This is a genomic window from Comamonas composti DSM 21721, from assembly GCF_000429845.1.
Taxonomy (GTDB): Bacteria; Pseudomonadota; Gammaproteobacteria; order Burkholderiales; family Burkholderiaceae_C; genus Comamonas; species Comamonas composti.
In genome coordinates, this window is sequence record NZ_AUCQ01000006.1 from 73367 (window position 1) to 99015 (window position 25649).

Consider the following 25649-nt stretch of genomic DNA (forward strand, 5'->3'; position numbering starts at 1 on the left):
GGGCGTTCAGTCGGCTGGTGTGTCTTCTGGATTGGCCGCTTCCTGCAGCTGGCGCCAGAGAATCTTTCCCGAGCCCGACTTGGGCAGGGCTTCGGTGAATTCAATGTGCTTGGGCACCTTGTAGGCCGCCATATGGCCGCGCGCCCAGTCGCGGACTTCCTCGGCCGTGGTCGTTCCCCGGGCCGAGGGCTTGAGCACGATGATGGCCTTGGCTGACTCGCCCCGGTAGGCGTCCTTGATGGCGATGACGCAGACTTCCTTGATCTTTTCGTTCTTGTAGAACAGGGACTCCACCTCGGTAGGCCAGACCTTGAAACCGCTGGAATTGATCATGCGCTTGGAGCGGTCGGTGAGGAAAAAATAGCCTTCCTCATCGAAATAACCTATATCGCCAGTCTTGAAAAAGCGCCGCCCGCCGATGCTCACAAAGCTGTCCTCATAGTCCTGGGGCTTGTTCCAGTAGCCCTTGAACACTGTGGGCGAGTCGATCACGATCTCGCCGATCTCGTTCGCACCCAGAGGCTGCTGGCTGTCCTGGTCCATGACCAGCGAAGTCACGCCCGAGATCGGAATCCCCAGGCACTGGTGCTTGGGGCGTTGTGGCGGATTCACATGAGTGGAGGCCACGGTCTCGGTCAGTCCATAGCCTTCGACGAAGTCCAGACCGAACTCGTCGAGCAGCCTGTCGGCCAGGGCCTTGGGCATGCCGGTGCCGCCGCCGCTGAGGTACCGGAGCTGCTGAAAGCCGAAGTCCTTGTAGGAGTCGTCACCCATGATGTCGGCCACCATGGTGGGAATGCAGGTCCAGTGCGTGACGCCGTACTTCTTGATCAGGCCGGAGGCCAGCCGCTTGTCCCAGCGGTTGATGAGCAGGGTCGTCGTGCCGATGAACACATTCACCAGCACGTAGTAGAGCAGCCCGGTGATATGGAACATGGGCACCGAGGCCAGACTGATCACGCCGGCCGTGGTGTTGTTCCAGTAACCCAGGATGGCATTGCCCATCAGACTGCGATGGGTGTGCATGCAGCCCTTGGGAAAGCCCGTGGTCCCCGAGGTGTAGGCAATCAGCGCCAGATCGTCGGCCACGGCCTCTTCGGGATCGGGTCCGGCCTGCAGGCCTTCGCCAATCATGTCCACGAGCTGCAGATCAGCCAGTTCCTGCTGTGGCCGTGCATGCAGCCAGTCATAGACCTCGGCGCTCGGCCTTTCGTCCTCGGCCAGCTCGTCCCTGGCGGCCATGAAGCTTGCATAGCTGCAGCCCACGAGTTCCAGCGCATGGCCTGCCTGGGCGCTGTCCTGCTGGGCCTGGCGGGCAATGGGCAGCAGATCGGCCGCGCAAAACACCAGCTTGCTGCCCGAGTCCTTCACGAAGTAGGCCAACTCCTCGGCCTTGCACATGGGGTTGACGGGCACGACCACGCCGCCCAGGCGCAGCACCGCATAAAAGATCAGTGCAAATGCCGGGCTGTTTTGCATGTAAAGGCAGAACCGGTCACCCTTTTCAAAACCCCTGGCACGCAGATTCCGCGACAGCTGCATGGCCTGGGCATGCAGTTGCCCGTAGCTCATGGGCTTGCCGAAGAACACATAGGCCGGCTTGTTCGGGTAGCGCCTGGCGGAGATTTCCAGGTTCAGCCACAGCGAGCCTTCTGGAACCGGAATTTGGGGCGGCAAGGCTCTGGGCCAGAAGCTGTTTTGTGCGGTAGGGACTGCGTCTTTCATGGGGATCCGAGTAGAGTTGCGCAACAAGTTGCATATATTTTGCAAACTTATGCAACTTGTTGCACTAGGGTTTACACGACCCCATGCACTGACGCCTGGGAGACCCCTGTGAGCTATCTTGCAAACTAGATTCATGCGACAACGCCGTCCTGAATGCGATGCCCGCATGCCCCGCAGATCCGCCTGCGGCCAAGAACATCAGAAAGAATTTCCCATGAGCCATGCAGCAGCCCCCGTACAGCGCCTGGACTTCGGCCGCGCCAGCGTCTTCTTCGGTGCCAAGAGCGGCAAATACCCCGACGGCAATCAGGTGCTGATACGGGGCTCGGACACGCTTGCCGCCTTTGATACGCCCCTGGTTTCCAACCACATAGGGGCCGAGTTCGATGCCACGGAGCTGGTGCTCATGGGTCACGTGCACGAAGACCACATGGCCGGTCTGCACCGCCTGCCCCAAGCCCAGGTGCATGTGCACGAGGCCGACCTGCAGGCCGTACGCAGCTGGGGTGGGCTGCTGAAAGCCATCGGCATGGAGGATGGAGAGTTGGCCGCACAGGTGCTGACCAAGCTCCAGCAAGAGTTCTTCTATGCCCCGCGTCCCGATGCCCAGGGCTATGCAGACGCAGCAGTCTGGGATCTGGGCCAGACCCGGGTGCGAGCCTTTCACATGCCCGGCCATACGGCAGGCCACACGGTCCTGCTCATCGAGCCCGAAGGCATTGCCTTCATCGGCGACATCGACCTCACGGGCTTTGGCCCCTACTACGGCGATGCCTCCTCCAGCCTTGGCGACTTCCGCCGGACCCTCAAGCGCCTGCCCGATATTCCGGCCAACATCTGGGTCACCTCCCACCATCGCGGCGTCTATACCGACAGAACGCTTTTCCTGCGCGATCTCGCAGCCTTCGAGGCCAAGCTCGACGAGCGTGAGCAAAAGCTGCTGAAGCAGCTCGGCGAGTCACCCAGAACCCTGGACCAGCTCGCCGATCAGGGGCTGCTCTACCCCGCCGGCTATGACAGCCCCTGGGCCAGGAACATAGAGATCAGAAGCATTGAGCAGCATCTGGCCGAGTTGCTGGAACAGCAACGCATCGCCTGCGACGACCAGGGCCGCTATCGCAGCAGCTAAGCGCCACGCCGGCCGGAGTCGTTAGCGCCGGCCCGGCTCAGGGAGTGTTCGTCTCGAACGGCGAGCGTATGTCGGCCAGGAACTTCTGTGTGCGCGGGTGCTGGGGGCGTGTGAAGAAATCCTGGGGCTTGGCCCGCTCCAGCACCGCGCCCTGGTCCATGAAGATCACGCGGTCCGCCACTTCGCGCGCAAAGCCCATTTCATGGGTCACGCAGACCATGGTCATGCCGTCCCTGGCCAGATCGCGCATGACCAGCAAGACCTCGCCGACCATCTCGGGGTCGAGCGCGCTTGTGGGCTCGTCCAGCAGCAGGATCGGCGGCTGCAGCGTCAGCGCTCGCGCAATCGCCACGCGCTGCTGCTGCCCGCCCGAGAGCTGGCTGGGGATGGCCTCGGCCTTGTGCGCCAGGCCCACGCGCTCCAGCAGGGCCATGGCCCGCTCCCTGGCCTGGGCCGGCGTCATCTTCCCCAGCTTGATCGCGGCCAGCGTGCAGTTCTCCAGCACCGTGAGATGCGGAAACAGATTGAACTGCTGGAACACAAAGCCAATGCCTGCGCGCAGCGCATTCAGATCCTGATCCCGCCCATGTACATCGCGCCCGTTGAGCAGGATCTGGCCCGACTGGATCTCCTCCAGACGATTCATGGTGCGGATCAGCGTGGACTTGCCCGAGCCCGAAGGCCCGCAGACCACGACCACCTCGCCCGAAGGTATGGTCTCGCTCACATCCACCAGGGCGTGATAGTCGCCATACCACTTGTTCACATTGCGCAGTTCGATCATGCGGTTACCTTTTTCTGGTGATTGCCCAAACCGCGGCGCTCCAGGCGCCGCTCAATCCAATATGCAAGCCGTGACAGGCCGAAGCACAACACGAAGTAGGTCAAGCCCAGGATTGCAAACACCTGTGCGGGCTTGGTAAAGACCAGGCTGTTGATCTGCGTGGCGATGAAGCTGACCTCGGCCAGCCCGATGATGTAGCCCAGCGAGGTTTCCTTGATCGTGGAGATGAACTGGTTCACGAGCGAAGGCAGCGAATTGCGCAGCGCCTGCGGCAGCACCACGGTGGCCATGGCCGCGAGATAGGACAGGCCCAGCGAGCGCGCGCACTCCATCTGCCCCTTGGGCAGGCCCAGAATGCCGGCCCGCACAATCTCGGCCAGATAGGCGGCATCGAACACCACCAGCGCGATCAGCATGGTGGTGAACTGGTCCGTCTTGTGGCCCGTGACGCTGGGCAGAAAGAAGTATGCCCAGAACACCACCATAAGCAGCGGCGTGCCGCGCACCACATAGATCAGGCCCGTGACCGGCAGACGCAGCCAGGCCCAGGGCGAGACACGCATCAGGCCCAGCACCAGGCCCAGGGGCAGGGACAGCAGCAGGCCCAGCGAGGCCAGAACCAGGGTCAGGGCCAGCCCTCCAAGAGGCCCGTTCGGATACTGGCCCACCAGAAAATACATCCAATAGGTTTGAATCAATTCCAGCATGGCCACCTCACATCGTGCGCACCGGATAGCGGTGCTGGAACCAGCTTGCGGCGGCGGTAATGCACAGCGACACGCTCAGATAGGCCGCACTGGCAAACGCAAAGGCCTCGAAGCTGCGAAAGCTCGCGCTCTCCACCTGCCCTGCCTGATACATCATCTCGGCCGCGCCGATCACGGTCGCAATCGAGGTGCCCTTCCACATGTTCAGCGTTTGCGAGATCAGCGGCGGCACGGTCATGCGCAGGGCCTGGGGCAGTATCACCAGGCGCATGGTGCGCATGTAATTGAGGCCCAGAGCACGCGCGGCCTCCATCTGCACCACGGGCACGGCGCGTATGCCGCTGCGGATGTCCTCGGCCATATAGGCGGCCGTATAGACACCCAGGGCCAGCACCGCGCAGATCGACTCCACCGGGCCCTCGTACAAGGCCTGCCTCCAGCTCTCGGGCAGCAGTTCGGGCACGCCAAAGTACCAGAACAGCATCTGGGCCAACAGCGGAATGCTGCGCACCACCTCCACATAGCCTGCACCCAGCCAGCGCAAGAACCTGAATGGCGACAGCCTGCACAGGGCAATCACCAGTCCCAGGGGCAATGCAATCCAGAACGCGAAAAACAGATACTGCAGCGACATCTTGAAGCCAGCCACCAGCATGTCGTGGTACTGGCCCGAGAGAAGCATTTGCACATCAAATGTCGTCATGGCTTTCCAGTTGCGCCCCGCCGTCCTTCACGACAAAGCGCTCCGAGGAGCGCTTTGCGTCGATCACCGGGGCTGCACAGCTTTAGTCAATCTTGTCGCTGTCGATCTTGAAGTCGCGCTTGGGCATCTTCAACGCACTTTGCTGACCGAACCAGCGCTCGTACAGGGCTTCGGCCTTGCCATTGGCTTCCAACTCGCGCAGCGTATCGTCAACGGCCTTCTTGAAGCCAGCCTCGCCCTTTTTGATGCCCAGGGCAATGGGCTCGATGCTGAGCTTGGTGGGCAGCAGCCTGTATTCCTTGCGCTGGTCGCCGAGCTGGGTCAGGGCGCGCAGCAGGCTCACGTCATCGTTCACGATGCCCACGGCCTTGCCCTGCTGCAAGGCCACAAAGGCCTGGGGCGAGGTGTCGAAGGTAATGACGTTGGCCGTAGGCACGGCGCGGCGGATATTCACCTCCATCGAGCTGCCCTTGGCCGTGACCACGCGCTTGCCAGCAAGCTCGGGCACGTCCTTGATGGGACTGCTGGCCTTGACCAGCACCTTCTGGCTGGTGATGAAGGTGGTCAGGGAAAAGTCGATCTGGGCTTCACGCTCCTTGTTGTGCGTGAGCGAAGCCGCCAGCAGGTCGATATGGCCTTGCTGCAGTTCGGGGATGCGCGCAGCCAGCGTGATCTGCTTGAACACCGGCTTGACCCCGAGCTTTTGCGCCACGGCCCGGCCCAGGTCCACGTCGTAGCCCACCAGTTCGCGGGTCTTGGCATCGATGAAGCTCAAGGGCTCGTCCGTGCCCAGCACGCCGACCACCAGCTCGCCTTTTTTCTGGATATCGCCCAGCTGGTCCGCCTGCACGGCCGAGCAGACCAAGGCCAGACCCGCTACCCCCATCATCCACGAACGTCGTTGCATCACCTGTTCTCCCTCATTGGTTTTCATCTTTCGGCATCACATCATGCCCGGCCCTGCCGGTTCACCGATGGCGACCATGCCTCCTGGGCCAGTGCCAGACCGGTCAGGGGCAAAATTCTATGGCGCTGAAAAATACTGCACTAATATTCTTTTTACATATGTAAATCAGACCCATGGAAAGCAGGCATTGGGAGCCGCCCACTGCGAAAAAACGCTTAGGCACAGCGCTTGCCTGGCTTCTGGGCCGCAGTTCAGAATCAGCATCCATTCAGGCTGAAGCGCTTATGCATCAAGCGCTTCAAGCTACAAAAATCAAAGCATGCATTCTTTCCTCCCGGCCTGCACAGACCGGGTGATGCGTCAGAGCGCTCGTCTCTTTTTCACGGCCGCTGCCAGCTCTTCGAGCACGGGAACCGTCTGGACCATGCTGATGCAGGCATCGGTGACCGAAACGCCCGGCTTGAGCGCCTGCCCGCAGACGATGTCCTGGCGCCCTTCCTCCAGGTGGCTTTCGATCATCAGCCCCGTGATGCGCTTGTCGCCGGCCGCGATCTGCGCCGCGACTTCACCGGAGACCGTGATCTGACGCGCATGCTGCTTGCTGCTGTTGGCATGCGAGACATCGATCATCACCTGCTCACGCAGGCCGCTGGCAGCCAGCAGTGCGCAGGCCGCATCCACATCGGCAGCGCTGTAATTGGGCTGTTTGCCGCCGCGCAGAATCACATGGCAGTCTTGGTTGCCGCGCGTCTCGAAAATGGCCGACTGGCCCATCTTGGTCATGCCCATGAAGGCATGGGGCGCACTGGCCGCAAGAATCGCATCGGCTGCGACCTTGACGCCGCCGTCCGTGCCGTTCTTGAAGCCCACAGGACAGGACAGGCCGCTGGCCAGTTGCCGGTGGCTCTGGCTTTCCGTGGTGCGCGCACCGATGGCGCCCCAGCTCACGAGATCGCTGATGAACTGCGGCGACAGCAGATCCAGGAACTCCGTGCCCACGGGCAGGCCCAGGTCGAGCACATCGAGCAGCAGGGCCCGCGCCATCTCCAGGCCCTGGTTGATCGCAAAGCTGCCGTCCAGGTGAGGGTCGTTGATATAGCCCTTCCAGCCCACGGTGGTGCGCGGCTTCTCGAAATACACGCGCATCACGACGAGCAGCTCGCCCGCCAGCGCATCGGCCTGCTGCTTGAGCTGGCGTGCATAGTCCATGGCCTGGGCGTGATCATGTATCGAGCATGGGCCCACGACCACGATCAGCCTGTCGTCCTGGCCCTGGAGCACGCGCGAGATCGCCGCACGGCTGCTCTCCACGAGTTGCTGGGCAGCCTCGGATGCGGGCAGCGACTCCAGCAGCAAGGCGGGCGTGATCAGGGGCCGTACGGCCTTGATGCGCAAGTCGTCGATGCGCGTGGTGTCATGGGTGGACAGGGCCGGTCTGTGCGCGGGGGCTTTGGATGTGGTCATGGCGCTATTGTCGCCCGACGGCCACCGCGATCATTTCAGCCAGATCACAAGCCTGTGCGTTTTCCATGCGGATCTTCTGCGCGCATGCACCAGAGCCTGCCGGCCCTGGGCTGCGCGCATCAGGGCGCATCAGGGCGCGGAAGGCTCGCCAGCAGCCTCGGCAGCGGCCTCCTCGGCCTGAGGCGGCCAGCCCTGCGCCATCACGCCGTCCAGCCAGTGCATGCGCCAGGCCAACGCTGCAAGCAGGGCCAGGGCCGCAAGCACCAGCAGGCTGTTGCGCAGCCCATGGCCTTGTGCATAGGGATCGCTGGCGCTGCGCTTGGCGCCGGCCGGTATCTTGGCCCTCTGGGAAAGGCTTTCGCCCAGGGGCAGATTGATCTTCATGCGACCATTGATGGCCCAGCCGCTGGCATCCAGGATAGGCCCGAGGCTGCGCTGGCGCAGCTTGAGCCAGGCAATCATCATGCTCGGGCCGGAGATTGCGGCAATCATGCCCAGCAAGGCCACGGGAATCCAGGGCCCGAGCTCGATGAACTTGCCGAAGATGCCGACCAGGACCGCGCTGATCGAGCCCAGGGCCACGCCCAGAGCCGCCACCGTGCCCACATCGGTCTTGCGCGGCTCGGCTGCCACGGCCTGGGCCGGGGTGTTCGCGAGCTTGCCGGCCTTGTCGCCAAGGTTGGCGCTGACCACCTCCTCCTTGGCCGCTGCACGCTTGGCCACCTGCTCCTCGATCATGCGCAGGAATTTCTTGTAGGGCGAGAAGAAGGCCTGGCCGATGCTGGTCGGGTTCTCTATGAGCTTGACGATGCTCGCATCCCAGTCCTGCCCCTGGCGGTCATAGAACACGCCGTTGCGGCCCACGAACAGAAAATCCACATCACCGGCGGTGAACGCCGCCACGATGGTGCGGCTCACACCCGCGCGTCGGCAGTCGCAATAGGCAAGATAGGTTTTGGCCAGGCCCGCCAGCGCCGCATGGGCGCCGGCATCGGCCACCTCCACCGTCAGATCGCAGCTTCGGCCGTCGAGAAACAGGGTGCCGGCCTGGAAGGCCGCACCCTCGCGCCGGTAGAAGTGGGGAAAGGAGATGAAGTTGTTGAGCAGGGGCAGCAGATCGCGCTGCAGGCGGATCAGCTTGGTCAGCGCCTGCGAGAGCAGGCCATGCTCTCTCTCGCCCTCGTCCTGGTCCAGCAGGTCCATGAGCGCGGCTTCCAGGCCGCTGTCCAGCAGGGCCGCAATCTCCGCCACCTCCAGCTCGCCCAGGGGTGAGGCCGGGCGCGCACCCAGCCATTGCTGGCATGGTGCAAGCAGGGCCTTGAGCTGCTCCCATTGCGCGGCGTCAAGCTCGACCACCTCCTCGCCCCAGAGCGGAGCCACGGCCTGCTCGCGCAGTGCTGCCAGGGCCGCGGCCCAGGCCGGGTTCACGCCATGCAGCAAGGGCAGAGCACGGCCTTCGGCCACGGGCGCCAGAGGCAGGGCGGCAATCGGCTCGGCATCATGGCCGAGCAGGCCCTGGCTCAGCGCCGCATAGCCTTCGACGGAAGGATTCAAGGCCTGCTCGGCCTTGGCATCGAAGGCCACAAGGCGGGCCCGCGTGAAAAAGTCATCGCCCTTGGCCTGCACAGCCTGCAAGGCCTGGGCGGCGGCCAGCGCCTGCTCGCGCGTGGCATAGCCGCATCCGCCTTCGACGATCTGGCTGCGCCAGTCGCGCTGGGCACGCAGATCGTCGAAAAAGGCCTGGGCCTGCTCGCGGCCGATGCCGGCCACGGCATCCACGCCCTCGACACTGCCATAGGCGGCCGCGATGCGCTCTATGAGCGCAGCCAGATCCAGGTTTTCGCCGGCCGTGGCCGCGCTGACGATGCCATCGCCGTTGAAGCGCATGGCAGCCAGGGACTCCAGACGCTGGTTCATCTGCTCCAGGCTGATGGCGTCGGCATCCGCCTCGCCGGCCAGGGCCAGCACGCGTCGGGCCTCGGCATGCAGCAAGACGCCCTCTTCATGCGCCTGGTTGATGCTCGACAGCTTCAGCACATCGCCGCCATCGGCCAGCACCTGGGGGTCGGCCACGCGCGCCACCGCCCATTCGCAGGTCGCGATGAGCTCAGGCGGACGAATGCGCCCGTCCTTGTCCTCGTCGATCAGATCCAGCGTCGCGCTGTCAAACTCTATGCCCCGCGTCGGGCAGGCCAGGGCCACCCAGAGCTTCTGGTCCAGCTCGCGTATATGGGCAATGTCCTGCCCCGTGTTCAGAACCGCCTGGTCCACGGCACCAGCGCGGAAAAACTGCCATACATGTTTTTGTTGCATCACTCCCAGTCCTCTCACCCTGCTGCGCCAGCGCCCATCAGGAAGTACAAAAAGCTGGGAGTGTAAAAGTCATGCACACCGCCAGCAGCAACAAACCCAGGATTTCGGCATTCGCCGCCAAACTTCGGCCGTGCCGCCGCCGCATGCAAGATAAAAGCAATGAATGGATCGCTTATATTCCGCCAGCATGCCTGCCACGGCCTCCTCTGCACCAGGCAGGAGCTCGTGGCCTGGGCACGCAGATCGGGCAAGCCCTTGCGACCGCGACCCAGGTACGTGGTGCTCACTGAAAGATATGGACGGCGACCTTGCGGCCGCCGGAACCATCTTGCCCCCAATGAGGAGACTTGAATGCAATTGAACGAAACCCATGACCCCGCGCTCGTGAGCTGGGTGACCTCAGCGAATGCCGCGGGCTGCGACTTCCCGCTGCAGAACCTGCCGTTTGCGGTATTTCGCCGCGCAGGCAGCCAGGAGCCCTGGCGCGGCGGCGTGGCCATTGGCGACAGGATTCTGGACCTGGCCCATGCGGCAGACCTGAAGGCCCTGGGCAGCGCACAACAGGCGGCACTGCAGGCCGCAAGCCAGGGCGAGCTCAACGCCTTCATGGCCATGGGCCCGGCCGCCTGGAGCGGTCTGCGCCTGGCCTTGTCGCGTGCCCTGCGCGAAGGCGCGGCCGAGCAGCGCTTGCTGCAGGACGGCCTGATCGCCCAGGACCAGGCCGAGTACCGGCTGCCCGCGCGCGTGGGCGACTACACGGACTTCTACACCTCGGTGCATCACGCCACCAACGTGGGCCGGCTGTTCCGCCCCGACAACCCGCTGATGGAGAACTACAAGTGGGTGCCGATCGGCTACCACGGCCGCGCCTCCAGCCTGCGCGTCTCGGGCGTGGATTTCCACCGCCCCCAGGGCCAGTTGCGCGCGCCCGGCGCCGATCCGGCACTCCAGCCCTGCGCGCGCCTGGACTACGAGCTGGAGCTCGGCATCTACGCAGGCCCTGGCAATCCCTGGGGCCAGCCGATACGCATGCAAGACGCCGAGGACCATATCTTCGGCCTGTGCCTGCTCAACGACTGGTCGGCGCGTGACGTACAGGCCTGGGAATACCAGCCCCTGGGGCCGTTTCTGGCCAAGAACTTCGCCACCACGATCTCGCCCTGGATCGTCACGCTCGAAGCCCTGGCCCCGTATCGCACGGCCTTTACGCGCCCCCCCGAAGACCCCCAGCCCCTGCCCTATCTGAGCTCGGCAGCCAACAGCGCCCACGGCGCGGTGGACATACGCCTGGCCGTGGGCCTGCAGACCCAAGGCATGCGTGCAGCCGGCCTGGCGCCCGAGCTCATCACCCGCACCAGCTACCGCCATGCCTACTGGACCATGGCCCAGCTCATCACCCATCACACGGTCAACGGCTGCGACCTGCAGCCCGGTGACCTGCTGGGCACGGGCACGCTGTCCGGCCCCACGCCCGGCGAAGCCGGTGCGCTGCTGGAGATCACCGAAGGCGGCAAAAAGCCACTGACCCTGGCCAACGGCGAAACCCGCACCTTCCTGCAGGACGGCGATGCCGTGGTGCTGCGCGCCCACTGCGAAAAGCCGGGCGCCGCACGCATAGGCTTCGGCGAATGCCTGGCCACGGTGCTGCCCGCGTACCAAGCATGAATAAAGGAGCTACTACCACTTGCCAGCAAACAATTTCAGATAGAAAAGCATTTGAAATCGAGTAACAGCAAGTGCTAGCAGCTCACTTTTTACAATTTTGTGCAGCGCACGCACGCCATGCATGCTCCAATGGGCCGCAGTGCCCGGCTGCGGGCGCTCCCGCATCACCACAGGAAAGATTGCGCATGTCCTGCTCTACCTCCCCCCTCTTCCCGACCCGCGGCATCGCTGCCGCCACCTTGCTGGGCGCCAGCCTGCTCAGCGGCTGTGCAGGTCTGCCCGGCCTGGGCGGCGGCAGCACGGCGGGATCGGCCTCCACGCCAGCCCCCCGGCCCGTCCAGATCTGCAATGCAGCCCAGGCCCAGTCCTTTGTGGGCAAGACCAATACCGCCAGCACGCTGGAGGCCGCGCGCAAGCAGGCCGGCGCCTATATGGCACGCGTGCTGCGTGAAGGCCAGGCCGTGACCCAGGAGTTCAACCAGGAGCGGCTCAACCTCGTGGTCGATGGCGCCGGCAAGATCACGGCCGTGCGCTGCGGCTAAGAGCGTGTTTACGATCTCTGCGCAGGCGCATTGGAGCGCAATCGGGATGAGTTCGAGTCGATGGGCCGCAGCTTGCACCGGGGTGCAAGCAAGCTTTAGCGCTAGAAAATAGCCCGATTTCGCTCCAACCCTTGGGGCCAGTGGCTTTGCGGGCGGTCTACAGCGTTGCGAATCCTCGCAATAGCACGGCTATTGCTGCAGTGTCGCGCCTCGTATCCCATCCCGCAAAGACACTGGCGCGCCGCGAGAAGATCGTAAACACGCTCTAAGCCTCATCCCTCCTGAGTCGCCTGCGGCGCCTCTGAGCCGGGCTCTGCCGGTTTTAAATGCTCTTGCTCATGGGCAAGCCCTGCCATGCAGGGCTTGCCGCCCTACAAAAACATTTCCTGCAGGTCGCTCAGAAAGTCAAAGCCGCGCTCCGTGGGCCTGACCCAGCCCAGACCTGCGCCTTCGCTGCGCTCGATCAAGCCCTTGGCCTGGGCCTGCTCCAGGCCCTTGGCGATCGCCGATAGCGGCAGGCCCGTGCGCTCCATGAAGTCCGTGAGGGCAAAACCGCTGCGCAGGCGCAAGGCATTGAGCATGAATTCAAATGGCAGCTCGCTGCGTTTGACCTCGCTCTCGCGGGCCAGCGGCATGCCGGCCAGGGCCTGGTCCATGTAGCGCGCAGGATCGCGCAGGCGCACCTGGCGCACGATGCGGTGCGCAAAGCTGAGCTTGCCGTGCGCGCCCGCGCCTATGCCCAGGTAGTCGCCAAACTGCCAGTAATTGCTGTTGTGCCGGGACTGGTGACCCGCGCGCGCAAAGGCCGAGACCTCATAGCGCTGCAAGCCGGCGGCGGCCGTGCGCGCCGTGATCCGGTCCAGCATGGCATAGGCCGCATCATCCTCGGGCACCGCAGGCGGAAACTTGGCGAAGTAGGTATTGGGCTCGATGCTCAGGTGGTAGATCGACAGATGCGGCGGCGCAAACGACAGCGCCGCATCCAGGTCGCGCTCCAGGTCAAGCTCGGTCTGGCCTGGCAGCGCATACATGAGGTCGAGATTGAAGGTCTCGAAGCACTCGGCAGCCTCGGCCAGGGCCGCACGCGCCTGGGCACCGTCGTGCACGCGCCCCACGGCCTGCAGAAAGCGGTCGTCAAAGCTTTGCACACCCACCGACAGGCGCGTGACCCCGGCCGCGCGAAACGCGCGAAAGCGGTCTTTCTCGAAGGTGCCGGGATTGGCCTCCATGGTGATCTCGCAATCGCCCTCCAGCCGCACGCGCGCACGAATGGCGGCGATCAACCGATCTATGGCCCGGGGCGAGAACAGGCTGGGCGTGCCGCCGCCCAGAAAGATGCTGATCACGGTACGCCCCCAGATCAGCGGCAGAGCGCTTTCCAGATCGGCGATCAGTGCGTCCACATAGCGCTCTTCGGGCAGCTCCTGGCGCTGCTCGTGCGAGTTGAAGTCACAGTACGGGCATTTCTTGAGGCACCAGGGCAGGTGCACGTAAAGCGACAGCGGCGGCAGGCCGCCCAGCTGCAGCGTGCCCGGCCGCATGTAGTGCTGTATGTCGCGCTGCACGGCGGCCTCAAGGCCCGCCGGATCGGAGTGGATGGGAATCATATTGCTCGTTCAGGGCGCCCCTCCAGGCGGGGGAGGATGGCGCCGAAGGCGATTCAGGGGACTACATCCAGCGCTCGCGCACCAGCTCCAGCATCTTTTGCGTGGCCCGGCCGCGATGGCTGTGGGCATGCTTGAGTGCGGTATCCATTTCGGCAAAGGTCTGGCCCAGCTCCGGGATGTACATCACGGGATCGAAGCCAAAGCCGTGGCTGCCGCGCCTCTCGGTGGCGATCTCGCCCTGCACGCGGCCCACGGCGATCAGGGGCTCGGGATCCTTGGGCGAGCGCACGCCGACCAGGGTGCTGACCATGGCCGCGCGGCGGCTGGCCACGCCCTGCATCTGCTCGAGAATCGCGCGCACATTGTTGTCGTCGCTCTTGTCGTAGCCGAACTGGGTGCAGTAGTAGGCGGTGTCCACGCCCGGCAGACCGCCGAAATGCTCCACGCACAGGCCGGCATCATCGGCAATCGCGGGCAGGCCCGAGCGCTCGGCCGCAAAGCGCGCCTTGGACAAGGCGTTCTCGACAAAGGTGCAATGCGGCTCGGGCGCCTCGCCCTCGAACAAATCACCCTGGCGTATGAGCTCCACGCCCAGGGGGGCGAACATGGCTTGCAGCTCGACGAGCTTGCCCTGGTTGTTGGAGGCTAAAACTATCTTCATTGAAAAACCGCGAGGCGCTTGTCGCGCCTGCACATCCAGCTATTGTTTCAAGAGCAGACCAGCGCTAGCGCCTGGTCTGACGTTCGGCCGAGCGGCGTATGGCCTCGTTGATCTCGGCAATGGAGCGCTCTATGGCCTCATCGTCAAAATCGTCCTCCCAGCTCTCCAGCGGGCCGGCCTGTATCGAGGACTCGAAAGCGTCATCGCCGATCTCCTGGGTGGAGATGCCTTGCGTGGCCTCGAACGCATTCGGCGTTTCCCACTCCATGGCAATCGCCGTGACGTTGTCGCTGCTCGACCCTGCGCGGCGCAGCGCTGCTTCGACGAGATTGTGCACCGCCTGGGACACGGGCCAGCCATGCAGTTCCTGGAGCAGCCGGGGTTCGTCCACGCTGCTCCACAGGCCGTCCGAGCACAGGAACAGCTTGTCGCCCTGCTCCAGCTTCCACGGGCCGCTGCTGTCATAGATCGGCTTGGATGGAGAGCCCAGGCAGGTGAACAGCACGTTGCGGTTGGCCGTCGACAGCTGGGCCGATATCTGCCCGAGCTCCAGATAGGAGTGATCGCGCGTGCGCGCTGCCAGCTCCCCATCGCGCGCCATGTACAGGCGCGAGTCACCGCAATGAATCCACCAGGCGCGGCCATTCTGGACCACGGCTGCAACCAGCGTGGTACGCGGCGCATCTTCCATGCCCTTGTCGGCCGCATAGCGCAGGATCTGCTTGTGAGCGCGCAGCAAGGCCTCGACGAGGAAGTCGGCGGGATCCTCCAGCCCCGGCTTGGCCTGGCGCTGGAACTGCATGGACAGAACCTGCAAAGCCAGCTCGGCCGCAGTCTCGCCCTCGGGGTGACCGCCCATGCCATCGGCCAGCGCGAACAGCGCGGCCTCACGCGTATAGCAGTAGCCCATGCGGTCTTCATTGATCGCGCGGCCGCCACGGCGGCTGAGCTGAAACACCGAGAACCTCATGGCTGGCGCCCTTCGCGCTGCGGCGCAGCGCCCGGGCCGCCGATTCTCTGCATGCCCTTCCTGGCCTCGGCCACAAAGGTATCGAGCTGCATGCGCATGCGCTCGGGCACGCTCAGGCGGGTGTAGCGGCGCTCGCCTTCGCGGCTGAGCTCCTTTTGCAGGGCGAACACCGACTGAGGGCGGGACAGAGGGTCCAGCGCCATGCACCATTCGACGACCTCGATGAGGTTGTCCGAATAAACGCCGCGCAGCTTGGCCAGCGCAAGGCCCAGCCGGTCCTTTTCCTGACGCTGGGGCGCCTCGTTGGGCGGCACGCCCTGCATGCAGGCATAGATGCAGGCCCCTATGGCATAGATGTCGGTCCAGGGCCCCAGGGCCGCATCGCGGCGGTACATCTCGGGCGCCGCAAAACCTGGCGTATACATGGGACGGATGAAGTTTCCTTCCTTGGAAAGCACTTCGCGCGCAGCGCCAAAGTCGATCATCACCGCGCGATCGTCATTCGTGATGAAGATGTTGGCCGGCTTGATGTCCAGGTGCAGCATCTTGTGCTGATGCACGATGCGCAGGCCGCGCAGAACCTCGTCGAACAGCGAGCGTATCGTGGATTCGCGGAACACCTTCTCGGTCTTGAGATCGCGGGCCGTGACGACGAAGTCCTGCAGGGTTGCCCCTTCCAGGTAGTTCATCACCATGTAGACGGTCTCGTTCTCGCGAAAGAAATTGAGCACGCTGACCACGGAGGTATGGGAGATCTGGGCCAGCGAACGCCCCTCCTCAAAAAAGCTCTTGAGGCCCAGGCGGTACAGCGATAGTTTTTCGGGCGCCACATTGGGCTGCAGCTCACCGGGGGCACGCGTGGCAAGCGAGGCCGGCAGGTATTCCTTGATCGCCACCTGCTTGCCTTGAGCGTCCAAGGCCAGATAAACGATGCCAAAACCACCTGCGGCAATCTTGCTAACCACTTTGTAGCCGCCGATCGAACTGCCGCCTGACAGCGGTGCCGGCTTGATCTTGGAAGACATTTTTTTCTGGTAAACCTCAGGGATGAGGCGAAACCCGGATAATCGGGCAATTGCAAGCATCCATCGAAAGTCCAATGCCAGTTTACAGCATGACCGGATACGCAAGTGCCCAGCACAGTGCGTCCGCAGCAGATGGCGCAGCCTCTGGCGCCAACAGCCGCCTGGGCCTCGAGATCCGTTCGGTCAACAGCCGCTTCCTGGATTTGTCCCTGCGCCTACCCGACGAGTTGCGCGCCCACGAGCCGGTTCTGCGTTCGCTTTTGACCGCCGGCCTCAAGCGCGGCAAGGTCGAGGTGCGCGCCGCCATCGATCTCGAAAGCGGCCAGGCCCTGCCCCAGCCCTCCACCGACCTGCTGCAGCGCCTGATGCTGCTGCAGGACAATGTGCGCTCCTGGCTGCCCGATGCAGCCCCCTTGTCGGTTGCCGATGCCGTGCGCCTTTGCGGCAGCGGCTCGGGCCCTGCAGCCGACTGGAGCGAAGTCCTGCCCAGGCTCGCCGAACAGGCCTTGAAGGACCTGGTCCAGGCCCGTGGCCGCGAAGGCAAGCGCCTCGCAGACATGCTGCAGGACCGGATTGCCCAACTCAGAACCCTGGCCGAGACGGCAACGCCCCTGGTGCCCCTGCTCGTGGAGCAGCAGCGCCAGCGCTTCATGGAGCGCTGGAAGGACGCCATGGCTCTGGGCGAAGGCTCCGTCGCGCCCGAGACAGCCCAGGAGCGCGCCCTCACCGAAGCCACGGCCTTTGCCATACGCATTGACGTGGCCGAAGAAGTCACACGTCTGGTCTCGCATCTGGACGAGATCCAGAGCCTGCTCAAGAAGGGCGGCGAGATCGGCAAGCGCCTTGACTTTTTGATCCAGGAACTGCACCGCGAAGCCAATACCCTGGGCTCCAAGTCGGCCACGCTGGAGCTCACACGCATCAGCGTGGACATGAAGGTGCTCATAGAGCAAATGCGCGAGCAGGTGCAGAACATCGAATAAGCCCACAGCTTCAGGCCCACCCCATGGATTACCCCGGAAATCTTTTTGTCGTCTCGGCCCCCAGCGGGGCCGGAAAGTCCAGCCTGGTGCGGGCGCTGCGCGAATTCGACGCGCGTGTCTCGCCCTCGGTCTCCCACACCACACGCGCCCCGCGCGGCCAGGAAAAGCACGGCCGCGAGTACTACTTCGTCTCCGAGGCGGAGTTCGATGCCATGGTCGCGAGCAACGCCTTCGTCGAATGGGCCAATGTGCACAGCAAACGCTACGGCACGGCCAAGAAGGCGCTGGAGGAGCGCATCAAAAACGGCACCGACGTGCTGCTGGAGATCGATTACCAGGGCGCACTGCAGGTCAAGCAGGCGTTTCCCAATGCCGTGCTGATCTTCATCCTCCCACCCAGCTGGGATGAGTTGCGCGCACGCCTGGAAAACCGCGGCGAGGATGCGCCCGAGGTGATCGAGCTCCGGCTCAAGAACGCCTCCGAGGAGATGGCCCAGGTCGGAAAGTTCGACTTCGTTATAATCAACGAGTTGTTTGAGAGCGCGCTCTTTGATCTCAAGGCGATCATCCACGCGCAGCGCCTCAAGTATGCGGCCCAGCGGTGCTTGCGCGCCGAGACCTTCGAGTCGCTCAATATTCCTGAATCCCTCTGACGTACCCCGGAGATACGATGGCACGCATCACAGTTGAAGACTGCCTGGAGCAAATTCCCAACCGCTTCCAGCTCGTGCTGGCCGCGACCTACCGCGCCCGCATGCTCAATCAAGGCCATACGCCCAAGATTGAAACCAAGAACAAAGCCGGAGTCACGGCGCTGCGCGAAATTGCCGAAGGCAAGGTCGGCGTCGAAATGCTCAAGAAAGTTCCGGGCTGATTCGCGGCAAAGCAACACCCCAGAACAAAAAGGCACCGCACTGCGGTGCCTTTTTTCAATGGCGGCCGTGCGGCCTTCCTCGCGCGCTACTATTTAAGCCATGACAGCGGCCCTGAATTCGTTGACTGCCCCCTCCGGCACCCCCTCATCGGCGCGGCCCAGCCGCATGTCGCCCGCACAGGCTGCCCAGGTTTCGGGTAGCGCCTTCGAGAGCCTGCTGGAGCAATTGGGGTACTTGGATGCACCAGGCATAGAGCTGGTGCGCTCGGCCTATGCCTATGCGGATTTTGCCCATCAAGATCAATGGCGCAGCAGTGGTGAACCCTACATCACCCACCCCATAGCCGTCACCGCGCTCTGCGCGAGCTGGAAGCTCGATGCCCCGGCCCTGATGGCCGCCCTGCTGCACGACGCCATGGAGGACTGCGGCGTCACCAAGGCCGACCTGAGCCAGCGCTTCGGCCAGGATGTGGCCGAGCTCGTCGACGGCCTGACCAAGCTCGACAAGCTGCAGTTCAATACACGCGAGGAAAACCAGGCCGAGTCGTTCCGCAAGATGCTGCTGGCCATGGCACGCGACGTGCGCGTCATCCTCATCAAACTTGCCGACCGCACCCACAACATGCGCACCATGGGCGACATGCCGCGCAGCAAGTGGGGGCGCATCTCTTCCGAGACACTGGAGATCTACGCGCCCATCGCCCACCGCCTGGGCCTGAACCAGACCTACCGTGAACTGCAGGACCTCGCATTTCGCCACCTGCATCCCTGGCGCTATGCGACGCTGGAAAAAGCCATTGCACGCTCTCGCACACGCCGGCGCGATCTCGTGCAGCGTGTACAGGACGAGGTCGATGCCGAATTCATGCGCCTTGGCCTTTCCGTGCGCCTTGCGGGACGCGAAAGCACGCTGTACTCGCTCTACCAGCGCATGGAGAAGAACCAGCAAAGCTTTGCCCGGGTCACCGACATCTACGGCTTTCGCATCATCGTGCCGCGCGTCATCGATTGCTACACGGCCCTGGGTGTGCTGCACCAGATGTACAAGCCCATGCCCGGGCGCTTCAAGGACTATATTGCAATCGCCAAGAGCAACGGCTACCAGTCGCTGCACACCACCCTGGCCGGCCCCTCGGGCGTGAGCATTGAGTTTCAGATCCGCACCGAGGAGATGCACATCGTCGCCGAGGCCGGCGTTGCCGCCCACTGGCTCTACAAGGCCCAGCCCGGCCATGACTCCGAGCAACTGGGCACGCAGTGGCTGCAGTCGCTGCTGGACATCCAGAACGAAACTCGCGATGCCACCGAGTTCTGGGACCACGTCAAGGTCGACCTGTTCCCGGATGCCGTCTATGTGTTCACGCCCAAGAGCGAGATCATGGCCATGCCGCGCGGCGCCACCGTGGTGGACTTTGCCTATGCCATACACAGCAAGGTCGGCAACCACACCACGGCCGCACGCATCAACAATGAAGAGGTGCCGCTGCGCACCGAGCTCAAGAGCGGCGATGTGGTGCACATCGTCACCTCCGAGAACGCCACCCCGAATCCAGCCTGGCTGGGCTTTGTGAAGACCGGCCGCGCACGCTCCAAGATCCGCCACTATCTCAAGACCGCGGCCCAGACCGAATCCTCACGCCTGGGCGAGAGCCTGCTCTCCCAGGCCTTGCGTGCCGAGGGCATCGATGCCGTACCGGCCTCGGATGAGGCCAACCAGGCGCTGTGGGACGAACTGCTGCGCATGGCCGGCAGCCGCAGCCGCGTCGAGCTCATGGCCGACATCGGCATGGGCCGGCGCATTGCCACACTGGTGGCCTCGCGCATGGCCGCGCTCATGACGCGCCATGGTCACAAGCCCGATGCCCTGCTGCTCACGCGCGAGCGCTTCAACGCCAGCAGCCGCCCATACCAGGGGGCCGTGCTGCTCGACGGCTCGGACGGCGGCTCCATACGCTACGCGCCCTGTTGCCGCCCCGTTCCCGGGGACGCCATCGTCGGCTACCTGGGCGGAGAAGGCCTCACGGTGCACCACGCCCAGTGCAAGCAGGCTGCGCGCCTGCAGGACAAGGACCGAGACCGCTTCATCACCGTGGAATGGGCCGACGACATAGACCCCGCGCGCATGTTCGACGGCGGCATCGTGGTCACCGTGAACAACGGCAAGGGCGTGCTGGCCCGCGTGGCGACCGAGCTCTCGAATGCCGAGGTCGATATTCTGCGTGTGGAGATGACCGACGAAGCCGCCATGGGCACCACGGACCTGCGCTTCGTGATTGCCGTGCACGACTCCACGCAACTCGAAACCGCACTGCGCAATCTGCGCCGCGTCCACCCCGTGGTGCGCGCGGCCAGAGTCTTTTCCTAGTGCCGCGCCGCCGACCGGGTGTCGCGGCCCAGTGCCGACCGATAGCCGATTGGTGATGCGACACCACGGCCCTCACAGCCCCACTGCCCGCGGACCGCTACGGTCGCGGCGCCCTGCTCTTACAGCGAAACGCCCTGCATGCCATCTGCCCGTCGCCAGCTTCCTCTCGCCGCACTCCTGACTCTGGGCACCTTGCTCGCCGGCTGCACCGCCGGCCCGCCCGAGATCGAGCCTGCCGCGCAGCCCGCAGCCCCCATCAGCCCTGCCGCCCATGCACCCCAGCCTGAGCCTCCCGGGGCCCAGGCCTTCGAAGCCTGGAAGCGCGAGTTCGGCCAGCAGGCCCTGGCCGCCGGCATTTCGGCAGACACCGTGCACCAGGCTCTGGAGCAGGCCCGGATCGAGCCCCAGGTGCTGCAGCTGGACAAGGCCCAGCCCGAATTCACGCGCACACCCTGGCAATACCTGGACAACGCGGTCTCCAGCCGGCGCCTCAGCCAGGGCCGCACCAAGCTGGCCGAAGCCGCGGCGCCGCTGAACGCAGCCAGCCAGCGCTATGGCGTGCCCGCCACCGTGATCGCCGCCATCTGGGGCATGGAAAGCAATTACGGCAGCAACTTCGGCAGCTTCTCCACGGTCAACGCCCTGGCCACGCTGGCCTTTGACGGCAGGCGCGCCGCCTGGGCGCGCAAGGAGCTGCTCGCAGCCCTGCGCATTCTGGACAGCGGCGACATCGACCCGGCCCACATGCTGGGCTCCTGGGCCGGCGCCATGGGCCACACCCAATTCCTGCCCTCGGTGTTTCTCGCCTATGCGGTCGATGCGGACGGCGACGGCCGGCGCGACATCTGGGGCAGCATGGCCGATGTGGCCGCCTCCACGGCCCACTATCTGCAGCGCTCGGGCTGGAAGAGCAATGAGCCCTGGGCCCAGGAAGTGCGACTGCCCAGGGACTTTGACTACGCCCGCAGCGAGGGCCTGCGCCAGCACAGCCGCCAATGGGCAGAACTGGGCGTGAGCGCAGCCAGCGGCCAGCCTCTGGCGGATATGGAGCAGGCGAATATTTTTCTGCCCGCAGGCGCACGCGGCCCGGCCTTGCTCGTGGGCGCCAACTTCCGCACCATCTTGCGCTACAACAACTCCACCAATTACGCCATGGCCGTAGGCCTGCTGGCCCAGCAACTGGGTGGCGGCCCGGCCCTGGCCGCAGACTGGCCGCGCGAGCTGCAGCCACTGTCGCGCGAGCAACTGCGGACCATGCAAGCCGCCTTGAATGCCCGGGGTTTTGAAGCCGGCGGCGTGGACGGCCTGCTGGGCCCGGCCACACGCGCCGCACTGACGCGCTACCAGCAAAGCCAGGGCCTGGTGGCCGACGGCTATCCCACGACCGAGCTGCTGAAGCGGTTGCAGGAGTCAGAGCCCTCAGCTGCTAACTAAAACGATAGCTGCTTCCGCTTGACAGGTCTGAATTTCAGGCCTTTTTCTTTGAAGAAATCAATAACAGCAAGCGCTGCCAGCTATGATTTCAGCTAGCATTTGGGGCGTTGGCGGGAGCCCAAAGCAGACGATCCAGAGCCGCGCTCAGCACGAAGACCAGCAGCACGGGCAACAGCCAGCTCAGGCTCATGGCGGCCCCCGGCATCTGGCTCAGGGCTTGAGTCAAGGCGTTATTCCAGTCGAGAAAGCGCATGCCATCGATCAAACCGCAGAGCAGGGCCGTGAGCATGGTCGGAATGAAGACGCGGCTGGCCGAGCGCATCCAAGGCGACAAAAAACTCAGCGCGACCAGAACCATGGCCACCGGGTAAATCGTGACCAGCACCGGCTCGGCCACGCGTATCAGATGTTCAAGCCCCTGATTCGACACCACCAGGCTGAACAGGCTGAGCAGCACCACCAGCGCGCGATAGGACAGGGGCAGCAGGCGACTGAAAAAGCTCGCGCTGGCCGTGATCAAGCCGACCCCCGTGGTCAGACAAGCCAGCAAAATCACCACGGACAGCAAGCCCATGCCCCAGCTGCCGAAAGTCTCTTGCACAAAGGCCGTGAGAATCTGCACGCCCGAAGAAGCCCCTTGCACCTGAGCTCCGCTATGCGCGCCCAGATAAAGCAGGGAGATGTACAACAGCCCCAGGCCTATGGCGGCCATCACGCCCGCAATGATGGCGTAGCGCGTATGCAGCCGGCCATCGTCAATGCCGCGGCTTTTGATGGCATCGATGATCACAATGCCGAACACCAGGGCTGCCAGCGCATCCATGGTCTGGTAACCCTGGGAAAAGCCCTGACCAAAAGCCAGCCCCGTACTTTGATAGGTCGCGAGACTTGAGGAAAGCGCCTCTGCGGGCAGCAAGAACGCCGCGCCGCCAAGAACGCCCAAAGCCAGTATGAGAGGCGGCGTGATGAGCTTGCCCAGGTTGTCAACCAGCTTGCCCGGAAACAGGGACAGCACGCCGGCCAGGCCGAAATACAGCAAGGAATAGACAAACAGCCCGCCAGGCGTATTGCCCACAAACGGCGCCACGCCCATCTCGAACGAGACCGTGGCCGTACGCGGTGTGGCAAAAACCGGGCCTATGGTCAGATAGACCACAATGCCCAGAGCCATGCCTGCGGTCGCACCAATCGGTGCGGTAATGGTCTTGATGCCACCGCCCACACGCGCCATGGCGACCACGGTGATCAGGGGCAGGCCAACACCCGTGAGCAAAAAGCCGGTGGAAGCGCTCCAGAAATTCTCGCCTGCAGAAAGACCGACCGCAGGAGGAAAAATAATATTGCCTGCGCCTAAAAACAGCGCAAACGTCATAAAGCCGAGGGCGACGATGTCCCGCGTCTTGAGAGAGCTCATAGGAAAACCTTGGAAAGCCTTATCGCTGCGCTGCTGGCAAAAGCAGGTCTGGCCAAAAGCCTGAAGCCACTTGCACGCGACAAGAGAGGAACGCGGAGTGCGACGTGCTGCGCACTGGGTCACAGTGGCTCGCAGAAAAAACGCGGACCCGCAGCCGTTTAAGCTTGTAGCCTGTAGCGGCCTGCGGGTCAGGGGATTCGCATGGCGAGGGGTGACCTCGTACATGGCGACTGCTGATCCGACAAAACACCTATTTTGCCTGAGATGTTCTACTGGTATATGGCAACAAACTCAATCCACAAAGAAACCGTAACTCAAACCGTGACTGATGCCAACGCAAGTCGGCATCAAGACCCGGCCCGGGAGGCCTGCCATGTCTGATCTGTTCAAGCTCGAGCCCACTCCGCCGCTAGCCGAGGCCTTGCGGCCCAGGACTCTGGACGAAGTCATAGGCCAGTCCCATTTGCTGGGCGAAGGCAAGCCGCTGCGGCTCGCGTTTCAGTCGGGCAAGCCCCACTCCATGATTTTCTGGGGCCCGCCCGGCGTGGGCAAAACCACCTTGGCCAGGCTCACGGCTGGAGCCTTTGACTGCGACTTCATCGCCTTGTCGGCCGTGTTCTCCGGCGTCAAGGACATTCGTGCGGCCATGGAGCAGGCCCAGCAAAATCTCGCCATGGGCCGCCACACCATTTTGTTTGTGGACGAAATTCACAGGTTCAACAAATCCCAGCAGGATGCGCTTCTTCCTTATGCGGAAAGCGGCCTGGTCACATTCATAGGCGCGACCACGGAGAACCCTTCTTTTGAAGTCAACTCGGCCTTGCTGTCGCGCGCCCAGGTCTATGTGCTCCAATCGCTCAGCGATGAAGAGCTGCAGCAGCTGCTGGCCCGAGCCCAGGACAAAGCCCTATCGGGCCTGGAGTTCGATACGCTTGCGCGCGACACCATCATCGGCCACGCGGACGGCGATGCGCGCAGATTTCTCAACCTGCTTGAGCAATGCCAGACAGCGGCCCACGCGGCGGGCACACAGAAAATCGATGCCGAGTTCGTGAACAACGCCCTGACCCTGAACTCCAGGCGCTTCGACAAGGGTGGCGACAATTTTTACGACCAGATCTCGGCCCTGCACAAATCGGTACGCGGCTCCCATCCCGATGCGGCGCTTTACTGGCTTACGCGCATGCTCGACGGCGGCGCCGATGCACGCTATCTCGCGCGCCGCATTGTGCGCATGGCCTGGGAGGATATAGGTCTAGCCGACCCGCGCGCCATGCAGATCGCCAACGACGCCGCCCTGACCTATGAGCGCCTGGGCAGCCCCGAAGGCGAACTCGCCCTGGGCCAGGCCGTGATCTATCTGGCCATAGCCCCCAAGAGCAACGCGGGTTACATGGCTTACAACCAGGCCAAAGCCTTTGTCAAAAAGGACAAAAGCCGCGAAGTACCAGTTCATTTGCGCAATGCGCCGACCAAGCTCATGAAGGAGCTCGGCTATGGACATGAATACAGATATGCGCATGACGAGCCCCATGCCTACGCGGCAGGCGAAACCTATTTGCCAGAAGATATGGAAGAGCCCGGCTGGTACCGGCCCGTTCCCAGAGGCCTGGAAATCAAGATTGGAGAGAAAATCGCCCTGCTCAAAAAATGGGATGAAGAGGCTGTGAAAAAATGATATTCACAAAATATACGTATAAAGCATGCCACCCATTTCAGGGAAGACCTGAATGAAAAATCACCTCACCCTCAATACTACAGGCCGTAGAAATGTTTGAAAAAATAAATACAACTGTCGACTAGGCAAGAAAAATAGCCATTGAGACATTGAAAATTCTTATCCCGACAATCATTCCAGAAAAATAAGACCCGGCAATACTCCACACCCAAAGAGAGAGAAAGCATATAACAAAAAATACACCACAAAATATTTCCAAAGTCATACCATAGGTGTGACCTGTTGCCACATAAATAGAAAAAGCCGATATCGCCACAATCCAAGCCTTTGGATTCATATATTGTGCAGCAACCCCTGAAATTATGCCTGGTGGGGACGCTTCATTGTATTCGCCCACATTTTCCCAAGAAGCTCTAGCCAAGCTGTATGCAAGGTACAGCATGTACAAGGACCCGAGCAAGACCAAGGCATGCTCAGCATAAGGGAAATACGTAATTGCCGGACTCAACCCGGAGCCTGCAATTACTAAAATAGAAGCAACCCCAGTGTTGCACCCAATATATAGGGAATGGTTCTATTTGCTCCAAATCTCGCTCCACACATAGCAGAGACAATATTAACCGGCCCGGGACTGGCCGAGGTTGCCAATGAAAATCCTGTCATAGCCAAAAAGTTATTAGAAAAATTTTCCGGCATATT

The 25649-nt window shown here is 63.1% G+C and carries 22 protein-coding genes; 9 read left to right on the top strand and 13 right to left on the bottom strand.

The genetic code is table 11. The features are described from left to right. Positions 1 to 6: 6 nt before the first annotated feature. Complete coding sequence (locus tag G486_RS0105325; protein WP_027014601.1) at positions 7 to 1725, bottom strand: long-chain-fatty-acid--CoA ligase; 1719 nt, start codon at positions 1723 to 1725, stop codon at positions 7 to 9. Positions 1726 to 1939: 214 nt separating this feature from the next. Between G486_RS0105325 and G486_RS0105330 the strand changes: the two genes are divergently transcribed. Continuing rightward, the gene (locus G486_RS0105330; protein ID WP_027014602.1) at positions 1940 to 2854 is read left to right on the top strand and encodes an MBL fold metallo-hydrolase; all 915 of its coding nucleotides are present in this window, start codon (positions 1940 to 1942) and stop codon (positions 2852 to 2854) included. 37 nt (positions 2855 to 2891) lie between these two features. Here G486_RS0105330 and G486_RS0105335 read toward each other — a convergent pair whose 3' ends face one another. From G486_RS0105335 to G486_RS0105360, 6 genes are all read right to left on the bottom strand, one after another. Next, positions 2892 to 3638, bottom strand: coding sequence for an amino acid ABC transporter ATP-binding protein (locus G486_RS0105335; RefSeq protein ID WP_027014603.1), 747 nt, complete (start codon positions 3636 to 3638; stop codon positions 2892 to 2894). Next, positions 3635 to 4345: an amino acid ABC transporter permease gene (locus G486_RS0105340; protein ID WP_027014604.1), complete on the bottom strand. Its 711-nt coding sequence runs from the start codon at positions 4343 to 4345 to the stop codon at positions 3635 to 3637. The genes G486_RS0105335 and G486_RS0105340 overlap by 4 nt, the downstream gene beginning before the upstream one ends. Before the next feature lie 7 nt (positions 4346 to 4352). Next, positions 4353 to 5048: an amino acid ABC transporter permease gene (locus tag G486_RS0105345; protein ID WP_027014605.1), complete on the bottom strand. Its 696-nt coding sequence runs from the start codon at positions 5046 to 5048 to the stop codon at positions 4353 to 4355. 82 nt (positions 5049 to 5130) lie between these two features. After that, entirely contained in the window at positions 5131 to 5955 is an 825-nt protein-coding gene (locus tag G486_RS0105350; RefSeq protein ID WP_407059788.1) for an ABC transporter substrate-binding protein, read from the bottom strand. A gap of 360 nt (positions 5956 to 6315) precedes the next feature. After that, positions 6316 to 7419: a 3-deoxy-7-phosphoheptulonate synthase gene (locus G486_RS0105355; protein ID WP_027014607.1), complete on the bottom strand. Its 1104-nt coding sequence runs from the start codon at positions 7417 to 7419 to the stop codon at positions 6316 to 6318. A gap of 129 nt (positions 7420 to 7548) precedes the next feature. Next, positions 7549 to 9732 carry a hypothetical protein gene (locus G486_RS0105360; RefSeq protein ID WP_027014608.1) on the bottom strand — a complete coding sequence of 728 codons (2184 nt, stop codon included), beginning with the start codon at positions 9730 to 9732 and terminating at the stop codon, positions 7549 to 7551. A 351-nt stretch (positions 9733 to 10083) separates the two neighbouring features. Here G486_RS0105360 and fahA point away from each other — a divergent pair, with 351 nt between their 5' ends. After that, a complete protein-coding gene (fahA, locus tag G486_RS0105365) occupies positions 10084 to 11397 on the top strand; it encodes a fumarylacetoacetase (RefSeq protein WP_027014609.1) in 1314 nt (437 codons plus the stop codon). A 185-nt stretch (positions 11398 to 11582) separates the two neighbouring features. Next, positions 11583 to 11939, top strand: a complete 357-nt coding sequence (locus tag G486_RS0105370) for an I78 family peptidase inhibitor (RefSeq protein ID WP_027014610.1) — start codon at positions 11583 to 11585, stop codon at positions 11937 to 11939. A 371-nt stretch (positions 11940 to 12310) separates the two neighbouring features. Here G486_RS0105370 and hemW read toward each other — a convergent pair whose 3' ends face one another. From hemW to G486_RS0105390, 4 genes are all read right to left on the bottom strand, one after another. Next, positions 12311 to 13546 carry a radical SAM family heme chaperone HemW gene (hemW, locus tag G486_RS0105375; protein WP_027014611.1) on the bottom strand — a complete coding sequence of 412 codons (1236 nt, stop codon included), beginning with the start codon at positions 13544 to 13546 and terminating at the stop codon, positions 12311 to 12313. Between the two features lie 61 nt (positions 13547 to 13607). Continuing rightward, a complete protein-coding gene (gene rdgB / locus G486_RS0105380; RefSeq protein WP_027014612.1) occupies positions 13608 to 14207 on the bottom strand; it encodes an RdgB/HAM1 family non-canonical purine NTP pyrophosphatase in 600 nt (199 codons plus the stop codon). Positions 14208 to 14271: 64 nt separating this feature from the next. Continuing rightward, a complete protein-coding gene (locus G486_RS0105385) occupies positions 14272 to 15177 on the bottom strand; it encodes a PP2C family protein-serine/threonine phosphatase (RefSeq protein ID WP_027014613.1) in 906 nt (301 codons plus the stop codon). Then, entirely contained in the window at positions 15174 to 16202 is a 1029-nt protein-coding gene (locus G486_RS0105390) for a serine/threonine protein kinase (RefSeq protein ID WP_027014614.1), read from the bottom strand. Before G486_RS0105390 ends, G486_RS0105385 begins: the two co-directional genes overlap by 4 nt. Before the next feature lie 89 nt (positions 16203 to 16291). Between G486_RS0105390 and G486_RS0105395 the strand changes: the two genes are divergently transcribed. The 5 genes from G486_RS0105395 to G486_RS0105415 all read left to right on the top strand — a co-directional run bounded on the left by G486_RS0105395 (position 16292) and on the right by G486_RS0105415 (position 21858). Continuing rightward, a complete protein-coding gene (locus tag G486_RS0105395) occupies positions 16292 to 17185 on the top strand; it encodes a YicC/YloC family endoribonuclease (RefSeq protein ID WP_027014615.1) in 894 nt (297 codons plus the stop codon). A gap of 23 nt (positions 17186 to 17208) precedes the next feature. Next, a complete protein-coding gene (gmk, locus tag G486_RS0105400) occupies positions 17209 to 17838 on the top strand; it encodes a guanylate kinase (RefSeq protein ID WP_027014616.1) in 630 nt (209 codons plus the stop codon). A 17-nt stretch (positions 17839 to 17855) separates the two neighbouring features. Further along, positions 17856 to 18059 (top strand): DNA-directed RNA polymerase subunit omega, encoded by a 204-nt coding sequence (gene rpoZ, locus G486_RS0105405; protein ID WP_027014617.1) that lies wholly within the window; start codon positions 17856 to 17858, stop codon positions 18057 to 18059. Positions 18060 to 18159: 100 nt separating this feature from the next. Next, positions 18160 to 20424, top strand: a complete 2265-nt coding sequence (locus tag G486_RS0105410; RefSeq protein ID WP_027014618.1) for a RelA/SpoT family protein — start codon at positions 18160 to 18162, stop codon at positions 20422 to 20424. A 138-nt stretch (positions 20425 to 20562) separates the two neighbouring features. Beyond that, on the top strand, positions 20563 to 21858 hold the full coding sequence (locus tag G486_RS0105415; RefSeq protein WP_027014619.1) for a lytic murein transglycosylase: 1296 nt from the start codon (positions 20563 to 20565) through the stop codon (positions 21856 to 21858). 88 nt (positions 21859 to 21946) lie between these two features. Here G486_RS0105415 and brnQ read toward each other — a convergent pair whose 3' ends face one another. Further along, the gene (gene brnQ, locus G486_RS0105420) at positions 21947 to 23272 is read right to left on the bottom strand and encodes a branched-chain amino acid transport system II carrier protein (protein ID WP_027014620.1); all 1326 of its coding nucleotides are present in this window, start codon (positions 23270 to 23272) and stop codon (positions 21947 to 21949) included. A gap of 373 nt (positions 23273 to 23645) precedes the next feature. Here brnQ and G486_RS0105425 point away from each other — a divergent pair, with 373 nt between their 5' ends. Next, positions 23646 to 24950: a replication-associated recombination protein A gene (locus G486_RS0105425; RefSeq protein WP_027014621.1), complete on the top strand. Its 1305-nt coding sequence runs from the start codon at positions 23646 to 23648 to the stop codon at positions 24948 to 24950. Between the two features lie 121 nt (positions 24951 to 25071). Here the strand turns inward: G486_RS0105425 and G486_RS23935 are convergent, their stop codons facing one another. Then, a complete protein-coding gene (locus G486_RS23935; RefSeq protein ID WP_156919902.1) occupies positions 25072 to 25509 on the bottom strand; it encodes a LysE family translocator in 438 nt (145 codons plus the stop codon). Positions 25510 to 25649 lie beyond the last annotated feature (140 nt).